Annotated in this window: 13 protein-coding genes; 6 read left to right on the top strand and 7 right to left on the bottom strand. The window is 66.4% G+C overall.

Annotated features, from left to right (window positions below):
* Positions 1–10: 10 nt before the first annotated feature.
* From lptB to AC3FJ6_RS07720, 4 genes are all read right to left on the bottom strand, one after another.
* Positions 11–811 (bottom strand): LPS export ABC transporter ATP-binding protein, encoded by an 801-nt coding sequence (lptB, locus tag AC3FJ6_RS07735; protein WP_153948985.1) that lies wholly within the window; start codon positions 809–811, stop codon positions 11–13.
* Between the two features lie 23 nt (positions 812–834).
* Positions 835–1,479 (bottom strand): lipopolysaccharide transport periplasmic protein LptA, encoded by a 645-nt coding sequence (lptA, locus tag AC3FJ6_RS07730; RefSeq protein WP_153948984.1) that lies wholly within the window; start codon positions 1,477–1,479, stop codon positions 835–837.
* A gap of 64 nt (positions 1,480–1,543) precedes the next feature.
* Positions 1,544–2,173, bottom strand: coding sequence for an LPS export ABC transporter periplasmic protein LptC (lptC, locus tag AC3FJ6_RS07725; protein ID WP_400391321.1), 630 nt, complete (start codon positions 2,171–2,173; stop codon positions 1,544–1,546).
* Between the two features lie 3 nt (positions 2,174–2,176).
* On the bottom strand, positions 2,177–3,160 hold the full coding sequence (locus tag AC3FJ6_RS07720; RefSeq protein WP_400391318.1) for a KpsF/GutQ family sugar-phosphate isomerase: 984 nt from the start codon (positions 3,158–3,160) through the stop codon (positions 2,177–2,179).
* Between the two features lie 149 nt (positions 3,161–3,309).
* Here AC3FJ6_RS07720 and AC3FJ6_RS07715 point away from each other — a divergent pair, with 149 nt between their 5' ends.
* Positions 3,310–5,289 carry a monovalent cation:proton antiporter family protein gene (locus AC3FJ6_RS07715; protein ID WP_488771384.1) on the top strand — a complete coding sequence of 660 codons (1,980 nt, stop codon included), beginning with the start codon at positions 3,310–3,312 and terminating at the stop codon, positions 5,287–5,289.
* Positions 5,290–5,323: 34 nt separating this feature from the next.
* On the opposite strand, the gene AC3FJ6_RS07710 is transcribed toward AC3FJ6_RS07715, so the two are convergent.
* Positions 5,324–5,740, bottom strand: a complete 417-nt coding sequence (locus tag AC3FJ6_RS07710) for a ribbon-helix-helix domain-containing protein (RefSeq protein WP_488771383.1) — start codon at positions 5,738–5,740, stop codon at positions 5,324–5,326.
* Between the two features lie 46 nt (positions 5,741–5,786).
* On the bottom strand, positions 5,787–6,365 hold the full coding sequence (locus tag AC3FJ6_RS07705; RefSeq protein ID WP_153948979.1) for a DJ-1/PfpI family protein: 579 nt from the start codon (positions 6,363–6,365) through the stop codon (positions 5,787–5,789).
* Between the two features lie 120 nt (positions 6,366–6,485).
* Here AC3FJ6_RS07705 and AC3FJ6_RS07700 point away from each other — a divergent pair, with 120 nt between their 5' ends.
* Positions 6,486–7,058, top strand: a complete 573-nt coding sequence (locus AC3FJ6_RS07700) for an adenine phosphoribosyltransferase (protein WP_400393829.1) — start codon at positions 6,486–6,488, stop codon at positions 7,056–7,058.
* Positions 7,059–7,203: 145 nt separating this feature from the next.
* Positions 7,204–8,880, top strand: coding sequence for a Na/Pi cotransporter family protein (locus AC3FJ6_RS07695; protein WP_400393831.1), 1,677 nt, complete (start codon positions 7,204–7,206; stop codon positions 8,878–8,880).
* Between the two features lie 41 nt (positions 8,881–8,921).
* Here the strand turns inward: AC3FJ6_RS07695 and uvrA are convergent, their stop codons facing one another.
* Positions 8,922–11,786: an excinuclease ABC subunit UvrA gene (gene uvrA / locus AC3FJ6_RS07690; protein ID WP_488771381.1), complete on the bottom strand. Its 2,865-nt coding sequence runs from the start codon at positions 11,784–11,786 to the stop codon at positions 8,922–8,924.
* A 392-nt stretch (positions 11,787–12,178) separates the two neighbouring features.
* Here uvrA and AC3FJ6_RS07685 point away from each other — a divergent pair, with 392 nt between their 5' ends.
* The 3 genes from AC3FJ6_RS07685 to AC3FJ6_RS07675 all read left to right on the top strand — a co-directional run.
* Complete coding sequence (locus tag AC3FJ6_RS07685) at positions 12,179–13,429, top strand: MFS transporter (RefSeq protein WP_488771379.1); 1,251 nt, start codon at positions 12,179–12,181, stop codon at positions 13,427–13,429.
* A gap of 227 nt (positions 13,430–13,656) precedes the next feature.
* Positions 13,657–14,208 carry a single-stranded DNA-binding protein gene (locus AC3FJ6_RS07680; RefSeq protein WP_488771378.1) on the top strand — a complete coding sequence of 184 codons (552 nt, stop codon included), beginning with the start codon at positions 13,657–13,659 and terminating at the stop codon, positions 14,206–14,208.
* Between the two features lie 319 nt (positions 14,209–14,527).
* A partial coding sequence (locus AC3FJ6_RS07675; RefSeq protein ID WP_488771377.1) for an isochorismatase family protein occupies positions 14,528–14,867 on the top strand: 340 nt, incomplete at its 3' end.

Here is a 14,867-nt window from a genome sequence, read left to right as displayed (position 1 = left end):
CGGCACGGTCTTACATGCGGAAGTTCTCGCCCAGATAGACGCGGCGCACCGACTCGTTGGCGATGATTTCCTCGGGCTGGCCGGCGGCCAGCACGGTGCCTTCGCTGATGATGTACGCGTGGTCGCAGATACCCAGCGTTTCGCGCACGTTATGGTCGGTGATCAGCACGCCGATATTGCGCGCCTTCAGGAAGCTCACGATGCGCTGGATTTCGCCCACGGCGATCGGGTCCACGCCGGCGAACGGTTCGTCGAGCAGGATGAAGCGCGGGGACGACGCCAGCGCACGCGCGATTTCCACGCGGCGGCGCTCGCCGCCCGACAGCGACAGCGCCGGGTTGTTGCGCAGATGGGCGATCTGCAGGTCGTCGAGCAGCGAATCCAGGCGGCGTTCGATTTCGGCCTTGGGCAGCGGCTTGCCGTTTTCCACCTGCAGTTCCAGCACCGCGCGGATGTTCTCTTCCACGTTGAGCTTGCGGAATACCGACGCTTCCTGCGGCAGGTACGACAGGCCCATGCGGGCGCGTTCGTGGATGGCCAGTCCGCTGATGTGCTCGTCGTCGAGCACGATGTCGCCTTCGTCCAGCGCCACCAGCCCCACGATCATGTAGAACGACGTGGTCTTGCCGGCGCCGTTGGGGCCCAGCAGCCCCACCACCTCGCCGCTTTTCACGTCGAGCGATACGTCCTTGACCACCGTGCGCGTGCCGTAGCGTTTCTTCAGGTGACGCACGACCAGCGTGCTGCTGTCGGTGCGGACGGCGGATGCGGAGGACGTGGCAGAGGCGGTGAGCGTGGCGGAATCGTTCATCAGGACTGGCTGGAGGTAAGGCGTTAAGGCTTGGGCGCGGTGGACGGCTTCAGATCCAGCGGTGCGCCCGCAGCGGCGGGGGCGCTGGCGTCCGAGCGCGGCGACAGCACCGCGCGCACGCGGCCCGACGTATTGCCGGCCGTGGTGTTGTTGTCGCCGCCGGTGGCGGTGTAGTACTCGTTGCGGCTGTCGTAGGTGATCACGGCGCCGCGGATCTCGTCGATGATCTTCGCGCCCACGCCCGACACGCGCGCCGCGCGGGCATGCCCGATCAGCTTGTTGATCTCGGACTTGCCGTCGTATTCGATGCGGTCGCCCCAGCCGTCGATGTACTCGTCCACGCCGTCGCGCTTCTGGCGGATATACGCCTGACGGCCGGGCTTGGACGTGGCGATGGCGTACTGGTAACCCTCGGGGTCGGTGCGCAGCTCGGCCGCGTCGGACTTCAGCACCATGGTGCCCTTGGTCAGCACCACGTTGCCGGTAAGGGTGTAGATCTGCTTGACGTCATCGTAGCTGGCGTTGTCGGCCTCCAGCACCAGCGGCTTGCCCTGGTCGGCGCGCTCGGCAAAGGCCGGCGCGGCCAGCGTCAGGCCGAGGGCGGCGATGGACGCCAGCAGGGCGGGCGCGAGGCGGCGACAGGGCGATGTCGTCAGGGATGCAGTCATGTTTGGCGAATGGTGAGATAAAGACGGCGGCCAGGATGCGCCGGAGCGTTTGCGTCCCCCGGGGTCACTGGGTCCTGGCCTGCCCCTGCGGCGGGTTCATGATGATGGTGCCGCGTACGTTGCCCAGCAATTGTACTTCGCGGGTGACGTTGTTGAAGATCATGCCGTTGGCCGTCATGACCGACGGGCCGCGCGTCAGCTCCACCGCCTTGTCGGTCTTGACGATGTCGTCATTGACCAGCAACTGGAAGTATTGCGATGCCGCGGTCATGCGCGGGTCCTTGGACGGATCGACGCCGGCCTGGCGGACCACGAACGCATTGCCGTAGAGATCGATGATCGAGCCCTCGGCGTTCATGGTGCCGCGCTGGGAATTGGCGGTGACCGGCGGGCGGTCCGGCTCGTACGAACGCATGGCCGGGGTGGTCACCTCGTAGGTCTGGTCGTCCTCGAAGTGCACCATCTTCACGCCCGTGAAGCGCAGCTTGGTGGTGCCGTCCTCGGCCAGTTCGGTGGCCGAGAAACGGTCCATCCAGTAGTCGGGCTCATGGCGCTTGACGCGCGACTGCTCGCTGGCCTCGCGCGGCGAGTTCAGCTGCACCAGCCAGAACGTGCTGCCGGCGACGATGGCCATCAGCAGCAGCGGCAGCAGCCGCATGATCATGCCGGTGAGTCTGGACAGGAAGTCCGGCATCGTTCAGATGACCTTGGCGCGCGTCAGGTCATGGATATGGAGCGCGCCCACCAGGCGGCCGTCGCCATCGACGACGAGCAACTGGTTGATGCGGTTCGTTTCCATGATCTGCACGGCTTCCACGGCGAGCTGGTCAAGATGGACCGTACGCGGGTTGTGGTGCATGACCTCGCCGATCGGCACGGTCTTCCAGTCGCGCGGGGTTTCCAGCAGGCGGCGCAGGTCGCCATCGGTGAACACGCCCACGGCCCGGCCTTCGGGGTCCACCACGGCGGTCATGGCCATGCCCTTGCGCGTGATTTCCATCAGCGCCTGGGCCAGCGGCGTGCTTTCGCGCACCTCCGGCACGGCATTGCCGGTGCGCATGACATCGCGCACGTGGGTCAGCAGCTTGCGGCCCAGCGCACCGCCCGGGTGAGAGCGGGCAAAGTCTTCCTCGCCGAAGCCGCGGGCGTCGAGCACGGCCACTGCCAGGGCGTCGCCCAGGGCCAGCGCGGCCGTGGTGCTGGCCGTGGGGGCCAGGTTCAGCGGGCAGGCTTCCTGTGCCACGGCGCCGTCCAGGTGGGCGTCGGACAGCTTGGCCAGGTTTGATTCGGCGTTGCCTGTGATCGAGATCAGGCCGGCGCCAATGCGCTTGACGATCGGGACGATCGACAGCAGTTCGGCCGTTTCACCGGAATTCGAGAAGGCGACCAGCACGTCGTCGCGCGTGATCATGCCGAGGTCGCCATGGCTGGCCTCGGCCGGATGGACGAAAAACGACGGCGTGCCCGTGGATGCCAGCGTGGCGGCCACCTTGCGGCCGATATGGCCGGACTTGCCGATGCCCGAGACCACCACGCGGCCCGTGCAGCCGAGAATCATCTCGACGGCCCGGGTAAAGGCGGGGGTCAGGCGGCCGGCCAGCGCCGAAACGGCGTCGGCCTCGATCTGGAGGGTGTGGCGAGCGAGCTCGAGTGCTCGATTCGCATCGAAATTGGCTATCATGGCGCTGGAGTATACCAACGAATGCGATGGCGTCTGGCCCGGCAAGCCGCCCGGCTGCCCCGACGACCGCCGCGCTTGCCGTCTTTTGCCGGCGGGGTGCAGATGCCGGCTCAGGCGCGTGCCCGGCCGTCGTTTTTGAAGCCTGCCGAATGCATTCTCCGCTGGAACTGACCCTCGTGCTGCTGGCCGCCGCCGTTTTTGGCGTGGTGGCCTTCCGCATGCTGCAACTGCCACCCATGCTGGGCTATCTGGCGGTTGGCATCCTGATCGGCCCCCACGCATTGGGGCTGGCCAGCGATACGGGCCAGACCAAGTACCTGGCCGAATTCGGCGTGGTCTTCCTGATGTTCTCGATCGGCCTGGAGTTCAGCCTGAGCAAGCTGCGCGCCATGAAGCGGCTGGTGTTCGGGCTGGGCGGGTCGCAGGTGGCGCTGTCGCTGCTGGCCGTGCTGCCGGCCAGCTGGCTGTTCAGCTGGGCGTTCCCGCTGACCTGGCAGGCGTCGGTGGCGCTGGGCGGCGCGCTGGCCATGTCGTCGACGGCCATCGTCGTGAAAATGCTATCCGAGCGCATGGAGCTGGAAAGCGAGCACGGCCGCAACATCATCAGCGTGCTGCTGTTCCAGGATCTGGCCGTGGTGCCGCTGCTGATCATCATCCCGGCACTGTCGCGCGATCCCGGCGACCTGGCCTGGGCGCTGGGGCTGGCCACGGTCAAGATCGTGGTGGCCCTGGGCCTGATCTTCTTCGTCGGGCAGCAGCTGATGAGCCGCTGGTTCCACATCGTGGCGGCGCGCCGGTCGCAGGAACTGTTCATGCTGAACCTGCTGCTGGTCACGCTGGGCATGGCCGCGCTGACCGAACGGCTGGGCCTGTCGATGGCGCTGGGCGCGTTCATGGCCGGCATGCTGATTTCCGAGACCCCGTACCGCCACCAGGTGGAAGAAGACATCAAGCCGTTCCGCGACGTGCTGCTGGGGCTGTTCTTCGTCACCATCGGCATGTTGCTCAACGTGCGCGTGGTGTTCGACCATATCTGGCTGGTGCTGGGCCTGCTGGTGGTGCCGATCCTGTTCAAGCTGGTGCTGATCACCGGGCTGGCGCGGCTGTTCGGGTCGCGCCAGGGCGTGGCCATCCGTACCGGCCTGGGGCTGGCGCAGGCCGGCGAATTCGGTTTCGTGCTGCTGAACCAGATCGACGGCATGGGGCTGGTGGATCCGGTGCTGATCCAGGTGATCCTGGCGTCGATGCTGCTGTCGATGCTGGCCGCGCCGTTCCTGATCCAGTACAGCGACGCCATCGTGCTGCGCTTTGCCGCCAACGAATGGCTGATGCAGTCGCTGAACATGACCCGTATCGCGGCCCAGAGCCTGCAGACCGAAAAGCACGCCATCATCTGCGGCTACGGACGCAGCGGGCAGAACCTGGCGCACATGCTGGAGCGCGAGGGCATCACCTATGTGGCGCTGGACCTCGACCCCGACCGCGTGCGCGAGGCCGCCGCGGCCGGGGACACCGTGGTCTATGGCGATGCCGGGCGGCGCGAATCGCTGATCGCCGCCGGTATCCACCGGGCCGCGCTGGTGGTGATCACGTATGCCAATACGCCCTCGGCGGTAAAGGTGCTGCACCACGTGCAGGAACTGGCGCCCGCGATGCCGGTGATCGTGCGCACCGTGGACGATTCGGAACTTGATACGCTGCAGAAGGCCGGGGCCACCGAGGTGGTGCCGGAAATCATCGAAGGCAGCCTGATGCTGGCGTCGCACGCGCTGGTGTTGCTGGGGGTGCCGATGCGCCGGGTGGTGCGCGGCGTGCAGCAGGCGCGTGACGCGCGCTACAGCCTGCTGCGCGGCTACTTCCACGGCCGCGACGACGAGGAAGACATGGTGGAGCGCGATACCGTGCGGCTGCATTCGGTATCGCTCGGGCCCGAGCATACGGCGGTGGGGCGGCGCCTGGGCACGCTGGGGCTGGAGCGCATCGGCGTGGAGGTCACGGCGGTGCGCCGGCGCGGCATTCGGGCCTTCGATCCGGAGCCCGAAACCGTACTGGAGCCGGGCGACATCGTCGTGCTGCGCGGCACGCCCGAGGCGCTGGAATCGGCCGAAGAACGGCTGGCGCGGCAGTAGGCGCCGGCTTTACCGTTTCACCCGGTCGGACGGATCAGGCGCTGCGCGTTTGCCGTCCGTCTTGCGGAGTTTGTCGGCGCTGGCTGTTGCCGTCGACCCAGGAGGCGGGTAGATCACTCAGTACCGCCCGCGCGTCGAGGGACCGGATCGGTACATCGGTATCGGCGGGGATGCGGCCTTCGTTCTGCAACAATAAGTAACGCATGCAGCACACGCGAAGGAATGACGCGAAGTTGGCGGTGAGCGACGCCTCGCCGCGATGTTCGGCCAACTCGTCGTGCAGGCGCGCCAGCAGCTGGTTGACGCTCATGCCGTCACGCTGCGCCAGTTCTTCCAGCACTTCCCAGAACAGGTTTTCGAGCCGGATGCTGGTCGCCACGCCGTGCAGGCGCAGCGACCGCGACTGGGTCTGGTACGAATCCGGATTGGCCCGGATGAAGATCTCACACATGCGAACTCCCGTGCGCCGCGACCGGGCTGGCCGCGTTCGGAAGCCTCTACTCTACGATCCGCGTTCCCAGCACGGCAAGAAACTGCGCCAGCCAGGCCGGATGTGCCGGCCACGCCGGGGCGGTGACGAGGTTGCCATCGGTATGGGCCTGGTCCACGGGGATATCGGCGTACTTGCCGCCGGCCAGCCGCACTTCGGGGGCGCAGGCCGGGTAGGCAGAGCAGGTGCGGCCTTCCAGCACATCGGCCGCAGCCAGCAGCTGGGCGCCGTGGCAGACCGCCGCGATCGGCTTGTTGGCCTGGGCGAAGTGACGCACGATCTCGATCACCCGGTCGTTCAGGCGCAGGTATTCCGGCGCGCGGCCCCCCGGAATCACCAGGGCGTCGTAGCTGGCCGGGTCCACATCGGCGAACGTGGCATTGAGCGTGAAATTGTGGCCGCGCTTTTCGGTGTAGGTCTGGTCGCCCTCGAAGTCATGGATGGCGGTGGCGCAGGCGTCACCGGCCTTCTTGTCGGGACAGACCGCGTGGACCGTGTGGCCCACCATCTGCAGTGCCTGGAAGGGCACCATGGTCTCGTAGTCCTCGGCGAAATCGCCGACCAGCATCAGAATCTTCTTTGCCATAGCTGTCTCCTGTATGGTTACGGGTTGCGGACGCCCAAGCAGCCGGGCCATTGTGCGGCGGCAAGGCGGGGCGCGGGTGGTAGCCCGTTACCGCATGAACTCTTTCCAGACAGATTCCCCATGGCAGATCCCATCATCCAGTCCCCCGATCTCGGCGATGTCACCGGCTACCTGCGTGACCGCATCCGTACCGTGCCGGACTGGCCGCAGCCCGGTGTCCAGTTCCGCGACATCACCCCGCTGCTGCAGAACCCCAAGACGCTGCGCGTGCTGATCGACGTGTTCGTCCACCGCTACATGGACCAGCAACTGGACCTCGTGGCCGGCATCGACGCACGCGGCTTTATCCTGGGCTCGATCATCGCGTACGAGCTGAACCTGGGCTTCGTGCCCATCCGCAAGAAGGGCAAGCTGCCATTCCAGACCGTGGCCGAGGAATACGAGCTTGAATACGGCAGCGCCACCGTGGAAATCCACGCCGACGCCTGCAAGGCCGGCGACCGCGTGTTGCTGATCGACGACCTGATCGCCACGGGCGGCACCATGATGGCCGGCCGCAAGCTGCTGGAACGCCTGGGCGCCACGGTGGTGGAGGGCGCGGCAATCGTCGATCTGCCAGAACTGGGCGGGTCGAAGCTGCTGCACGGCAGCGGCCTGCCGCTGTTCACGGTCTGCAAGTTCGACGGCCACTGACGCCGGCGCAACGCTTCGGCGGACGTCGGACCCCGTCCAATTGCCCCACATGACAGCGGGGCGCATAATGCCCCCTTGATAACAACGCGATGACCGGGCGGCACGCCTCCTGCCACCCGCCGGCACCGGTCACAAGGGACGCACAATGGGCGTACTGCTTCATCTCCTCTCCGGCGTGGCGCTCCTGGTCTGGGGCACCAATATCGTCAAGGTCGGCATCCTGCGCGTGTACGGCGCCAATCTGCGCCATGTGCTGTCGGCCAGCGTGTCGAACCGCTTCAAGGCATTCGTCGCCGGCCTGGGCGTGACCGGGCTGGTGCAGAGCAGCAATGCCACCGCCGTCATCGTCAGTTCCTTCGTAGGCCAGGGCCTGATCGCCGTGGCCCCGGCGCTGGCCATCATGCTGGGCGCGAACGTGGGCACGGCCGTGATGGTGCAGGTGTTCTCGCTCGACCTGTCATGGCTGTCGCCGCTGCTGATCTTCGTCGGCGTGATCCTGCATCTGAGCTGGAAGGGCAGCAAGGCTGGCCACGTGGGCCGGGTGTTGATCGGGCTGGGCCTGATCACGCTGGCGCTGGAACTGATTTCGATTGCCACGCGCCCGGTGGTGCAGGCGGCCGGCGTCAAGGTGCTGTTCAGCACGCTGACCGGCGACGCCGCGCTGGACATGCTGATCGGCGCCTTCCTGACCATCCTCTGTTATTCCAGCCTGGCCGTGGTGCTGTTCTGCGGCGCGCTGGCGTCGGCCGGCGTGGTGTCGATCCACGTGGCGCTGGCGCTGGTGCTGGGCGCCAACCTGGGGTCCGGCATCTCGGCGCTGCTGACCACGTCGGGCAACAACCAGCCCGGCAAACGCGTGACGCTGGGCAACCTGCTGTCGCGCCTGCTGGGCTGCGTGATCGCGCTGCCGCTGCTGACCCAGGCCGAGGACCTGCTGGCCCACATCGACGCCGACCCGCAACGGCTGATCGTCAATTTCCACCTGTTGTTCAATGTGGCGCTGGCCGTGGTGCTGCTGGGCGCCACGGCGCCGCTGGCGCGCCTGTGCGAAGCCATCCTGCCCGGCCGCAACACCGGCGACAGCCAGGTGACGCCGCGCCACCTGGACCCCGCCGCGCTGTCCACGCCCACGCTGGCGCTGTCGAATGCCGCGCGCGAGGTGCTGCGCATCGGGGATCGGGTGGAGCAGATGCTCGACAACCTGCTGCGCGTGCTGCGCACCAACGACCTGAAGCTGGCCAACGCCACGTGCCGGATCGACAACGAGGTGGACGACCTGTACACCGCGATCAAGCTCTACCTGACCCAGATCAGCACCGAGGCGCTGGACGAACGCGACGGCCAGCGATGGACCGAAATCATCTCGCTGACCATCAACCTGGAGCATGCGGGGGATCTCATCGAGCGTGTCATCGTCGATGCCCGGGAGAAGAAGATCGCGCACAACCTGTCGTTCTCCGAGGCCGGCATGCAGGAAATCGCCGAAATGCACGCGCGTGTGGTGGGCAACCTGCGGCTGGGTTTGTCGGTATTCCTGACCGGCGACATCCGCAGCGCACAGCAGTTGATGGCCGAAAAGGCCAATTTCCGCGACCTGGAACGCAAGTACGCGCGCTCGCACCTGCAGCGCGTGGCCGTCCAGACCGTCGAAAGCATCGAGACGAGTTCGCTGCACCTGGACGTGATCAGCGAAATGAAGCGGCTCAATTCGCTGTTCTGCGCCACCGCCTACCCGGTGCTGGAGCAGGCCGGGCTGATGAACCGCAGCCGCATGAAGGAAGACACGCCGGGCAAGATCGGCGACGTGGCGGAGGCGCGCTAGGCACGCCGCCCGCCTGAACCGCCGGGCGCCTTCCGGGCGCCTTACTTCCGCTTGAGCAGCGGCGCCAGGTACTTGCCGGTAAAGCTGGCCTTGCTGGCCGCCACGGTCTCCGGCGTGCCCTTGGCAATCACCTGGCCGCCGCCCGCGCCGCCCTCGGGGCCCATGTCGATCAGCCAGTCGGCCGTCTTGATGACGTCGAGGTTGTGCTCGATGATCACCACCGTATTGCCATGGTCACGCAGCTTCTGGATCACCGCCAGCAGCAGTTCGATGTCGTGGAAGTGCAGCCCCGTGGTCGGCTCGTCCAGGATGTACAGCGTGCGGCCCGTGTCGCGCTTGGACAGTTCCAGCGACAGCTTCACCCGCTGCGCCTCGCCGCCTGACAGCGTCGTAGCCGATTGTCCAAGCCGGATATAACCCAGACCGACGTCGAGCAGCGTCTGCAGCTTGCGGCGCACCACGGGCACGGCGCTGAAGAACTCGTGGGCCTGCTCCACGGTCAGGTCCAGCACTTCGGAGATGTTCTTGCCCTTGTAGAGCACCTCCAGGGTCTCGCGGTTGTAGCGCTGGCCGTGGCAGACATCGCACGGCACGTAGACGTCCGGCAGGAAGTGCATCTCCACCTTGATCACGCCGTCGCCCTGGCACGACTCGCAGCGGCCGCCCTTGACGTTGAACGAGAACCGGCCCGGATCGTAGCCGCGCTCCTTGGCCGCCGGCACGCCGGCAAACAGTTCGCGGATCGGCGTGAACAGGCCGGTGTACGTGGCCGGGTTCGAGCGCGGCGTGCGGCCAATCGGGCTCTGGTCGACGTTGATGACCTTGTCGAAGTGTTCCAGCCCCTCGATCTGGTCGTGCGGCGCCGGTTCGGCCGTCGAGCCATACAGGTGGCGCGCCACGGCGTTGTACAGCGTGTCGTTGATCAGCGTGGACTTGCCCGAGCCCGACACGCCGGTGATGCACGTCAGCAGGCCCACCGGGATCTCGGCCGACACGTTGCGCAGGTTGTTGCCCGTGGCATTGACGATGCGCAGCAGCCGGTCCGGGTCGGGCGCGGCGCGCTTCCTGGGCACCTCGATGCTGCGCTGGCCGGACAGGTACTGGCCCGTCAGCGACGCCGGCGACTGCTCGATCTGCGCGGGCGTGCCTTCGGCCACGATCATCCCGCCATGCACGCCGGCCCCGGGGCCGATGTCGACCACGTAGTCGCAGGCCCGGATCATGTCTTCGTCGTGCTCCACCACCAGCACGGAATTGCCGATGTCGCGCAGGTGCTTGAGCGTGCCGATCAGGCGGTCGTTGTCGCGCTGGTGCAGGCCGATCGACGGCTCGTCCAGCACGTACATCACGCCGGTCAGGCCCGAGCCGATCTGCGAGGCCAGGCGGATGCGCTGGGCCTCGCCGCCCGACAGCGTGTCGGCGCTGCGCTCCAGCGACAGGTAGTCGAGTCCCACGTTGTTCAGGAAGTTCAGCCGCGCCGAGATCTCCTTGACGATCTTGTCGGCGATCTCGCGCTTGGCGCCGTGCAGGTTCAGCGTCAGGAACCACGTCAGCGCGTCGCGCAGCGGCAGGCCGTTGATCTCGTAGATCGCGCGCGCCTGCTCGTCCTCGCCGATCTTCACGTGGCGGGCTTCGGTGCGCAGGCGCGTGCCATGGCACACCGGGCAGGCCTGGTTGTTCTGATACTTGGCCAGTTCCTCGCGCACCGCCACCGAATCGGTCTCGCGATAGCGGCGCTCCAGGTTCGGAATGATGCCCTCGAACGCATGCGAGCGCACCGTGGTGCGGCCGCGCTCGTTGATATACGTGAACGGGATTTCCTGCTCGCCCGAGCCGTGCAGCACCACCTGCTGCACCTCGGCGGGCAGGTCCTCGAACGCGGCCTCGGTGTCGAAGTCGTAAAACGCCGCCAGGCTCTGCAGCATCTGGAAGTAGAACTGGTTGCGGCGGTCCCAGCCCTTGATGGCACCCGAGGCCAGCGACAGGTTCGGGAAGGCCACCACGCGCTTCGGGTCGAAGAACGTGATCTGGCCCAGGCCGTCGCAGCTCGGGCAGGCGCCCATCGGGTTGTTGAACGAGAACAGGCGCGGTTCCAGTTCCTGCAGCGAATACGAGCAGATCGGGCAGGCAAAGCGCGAGCTGAACATGTGCTCGCGGCCGGTATCCATTTCCAGCGCGAGCGCGCGGCCGTCGGCCAGGCGCAGCGCGGTCTCGAACGATTCGGCTAGGCGCTGCTTGATGTCGGCGCGCACCTTCACGCGGTCCACCACCACGTCGATCGAGTGCTTTTCAGTCTTCTTGAGCTTGGGCAGGCTGTCCACTTCGTAGACCTTCGCCTCGGCCTCGTGCGCCGTGCCGCCGCCCGAGCGGATGCGGAAGCGCACGAAACCCTGCGCCTGCATCGAATCGAACAGGTCGGAATGCTCGCCCTTGCGGTCGGACACCACGGGCGCCAGGATCATCAGCCTGGTGTCTTCGGGCAGTGCCAGTGCGGCATCCACCATCTGCGACACGCTCTGGGCCTGCAGCGCGATGTTGTGGTCGGGGCAGTAGGGGGTGCCGGCGCGGGCATAGAGCAGGCGCAGATAGTCGTGGATCTCGGTGACCGTGCCGACCGTGGAACGCGGGTTGTGGCTGGTGGCCTTCTGCTCGATCGAGATCGCGGGCGACAGCCCTTCGATCAGGTCGACATCGGGCTTTTCCATCAGCTGCAGGAACTGGCGGGCATAGGCGGACAGCGATTCCACGTACCGGCGCTGGCCCTCGGCGTAGAGGGTGTCGAACGCCAGCGAGGACTTGCCGGAGCCGGACAGGCCCGTGATCACCACGAGCTTGTTGCGCGGCAGGTCCAGGTTGATGTTCTTCAGGTTGTGGGTACGCGCCCCACGGATCTTGATTTCTTCCATATACCGTTCGTTCGCCCGGTGGGCGGCCTGCGAGCAGGTCGGTCCCGCGGAAATTCGATGTGCCTGGCCAGACGCCTGGGGCGCCCCGGACAAGGGCGCAGCCCGCCGCTTCACGCACATTTCACGCCTGGCCGAAGCCGGACGTGATGGAACAAGCGCGAGAAGCAAACCTGCTAATATACCGAACTTCGGTTTCCGGGGTTACCCGGCGCCAAACGGACTGAAGACGGCGACGTGCCGGCGGGGCCGCAGGCATCGCGGCAGCGTCTGTTGCGCGGATGTCTGCGATGCCAGACAAGGCCAGGTCCGGGCAACTTCCGGGCGCCAGCGCGTGTCGAAGCTGCCAGGCTGACCGAGCCCGCGACCGAGCCAGAATTCCACCCACGACCGCAATGCCGTCGATCCCCCCTTCCTCACCCAGTCTTTCCAACGAGCCCACCCGCACCGAAACCGTGCGCGACCGCATGACCCGCGGCGAGTTGCACGCCAGCCTGTCGCTGGCCAGCATCTTTGCGCTGCGCATGCTGGGGCTGTTCCTGATCCTGCCCGTCTTCGCCGAATTCGCGCGGACGCTGCCCGACGGGCACGACGCACAGCGCGTGGGCGTGGCGATGGGCATCTACGGCCTGATGCAGGCCTTCCTGCATATCCCGCTGGGCTGGCTGTCCGACCGCGTGGGCCGCAAGCCGGTCATGGTGGCCGGCCTGCTGCTGTTCGTGGCCGGGGCGCTGGTCGCCGCCTTTTCCGATACGCTGACCGGCATCACCACCGGCCGCGCCCTGCAGGGCATGGGCGCGATCTCGGCAGCCATTACCGCCTGCATCGCCGACCTGACGCGCGAACGGCATCGTACAAAAGCCATGGCGATGGTTGGCGGCAGCATCGGCCTGACGTTTGCGCTGTCGCTGGTGATTGCCTCGCCGCTGCTGCACAGCATCGGCATGTCCGGCATCTTCGGGCTGATGGGCGTGCTGGGCGCCCTGGCCATCGGCGTGACGCTGTTCGTGGTGCCGAACCCGCCGCCGCCCCATCCGGTACAGATGCCGTTTCGCAAGGTGCTGCTCAATGCCGACCTGATCCGCCTGAACGTTGGCGTGCTGGCGCTGCATGCCAGCCAGGTGGCGATGTTCATGGTGGTGCCGGCGATGCTGGGCGATGCCGGCATGCCGCTGGACCAGCACTGGAAGGTGTACCTGCCCGTGGTGCTGGTGTCGTTCCTGCTGATGCTGGCGCCGATGATGGCCGCCGAACGCTACGGCAAGGTGCGGCCGGTGCTGCTGGCGTCGGTGGCGCTGATGACTGCCGTGCAGCTGCTGTTCGCCACCGTGCATGGGCTGTGGCCGATCGTGGGCGTGCTGCTGCTGTTCTTCGTGGCGTTCAACGTATTGGAGGCCATGCAGCCATCGCTGGTGTCGCGCTACGCGGCCGCCAGCCGCGGTGCCGCGCTCGGCGTGTACAACACCACGCAGTCGCTGGGCCTGGCCCTGGGCGGCGTGGCGGGCGGCTGGCTGCTCAAGCACGAGGGCCGACCGGCGGTGTTCGTCGCCTGCGCGGCGGTGCTGCTGCTGTGGCTTATAATCGCCTGGAGCATGAAGGCGCCGCCGGCTCGCAGCAAGGAGGGCGCCTCGGCAGTGGCGGCCTAGACACAAATTTTCACCTATCCGCAAAAGCCCGACACGCTTTTTCCCGGCATCGGCGGTAGCATTCGACACGCGCCCGACGGAGTATTCCGAACGGCGCGTGATGTCGTTTACGGTCGTCCAGTGATGGGCCTGTGCCGGGTGGCGGTCGCGGGCCCGATTAATTTCTGCGAATCTCGCACTACGTTTAACGCCGCGCTGAAAGGGCGCGGTCCTTGGAGAACTCTTATATGGCATCGGTCAACAAAGTCATCCTCGTCGGCAACCTGGGCGCCGACCCCGAAACCCGCTACATGCCCAGCGGCGACGCTGTGACCAACATCCGGCTCGCGACGACCGACCGTTACAAGGACAAGCAGAGTGGCGAGTTCAAGGAAGCGACCGAATGGCACCGCATTGCCTTCTTCGGCAAGCTGGCCGAGATCGCCGGTCAATACCTGCGCAAGGGTTCGTCGGTCTATATCGAAGGCCGTATCCGCACCCGCAAGTGGCAGGACCAGTCGGGCCAGGACAAGTACAGCACCGAAATCGTGGCTGACCAGATGCAGATGCTGGGCGCCCGCCAGGGTGGCGGCGGCGGCGACGAAGGCGGCTACGGCGGCGGTGCCGGCGGTGGCGGTGGCTACAGCCGCGAATCGCAAGGCGGCGGTGGCGGTGGCTATGGCGGCGGCCGTGGGCAGGGCGCCCAGGGCGGCGGTGGCGGCCAGCAGGGTGGCCAGCGCCGTCAGCAGCAGGCCCCGTCGAACGGCTTCGAGGACATGGACGACGATATTCCGTTCTGATCCCGCCTCATACCGGTTGTGAAGAAGAGCCCCGCCCAGTGCGGGGCTTTTTCTTTGGTCTGTCCGTCCTGTGCGCACGTATCGATAAGCCGGCCTCCGCCGGCTTTTTCGTTTGTCCCTCGTCGCGAAGGCAGGCGTCCGGGTCATATTCAATAATTTTGAATAACTATTACGACGATAGCCCACTTTGCGCAGGTGCCTGGTCGCTATAGTTCTGCACATGGACAGCGCCGCAACGCAGCGAAACGAACGAAGCGAAGCCAGCGCCGCCCGATAACACCTCAAACTTATTGAATCGTTTTTAATACCGGAGCCCATCATGTCGAACGCCACACTGCAAGTCCTGACCCCGCGCAACAGCCAGCTGATCATCATCGACCACCAGCCCCAGATGGCCTTCGGCGTGCAGTCGATGGACCGCCAGACCATGAAAAACAACGTCGTGGGCCTGGCCAAGGCCGCGAAGATCTTCGACGTGCCGACTACCATCACCACCGTCGAGAGCGAATCGTTCTCCGGCTACACCTACCCCGAACTGCTCGACGTCTTCCCGGGCAAGCCAACGCTCGAACGCACCTCGATGAACTCGTGGGACGACCAGAAGGTGCGCGATTCGCTGGCCGCCAACGGCCGCAAGAAGATCGTCGTGGCGGGCCTGT

The sequence above is a fragment of the Cupriavidus sp. 94F1 genome, from assembly GCF_057798875.1.
The sequence above is the reverse complement of the archived record's forward strand: the minus strand, read 5'-3'. Positions and strand labels throughout refer to the sequence as shown.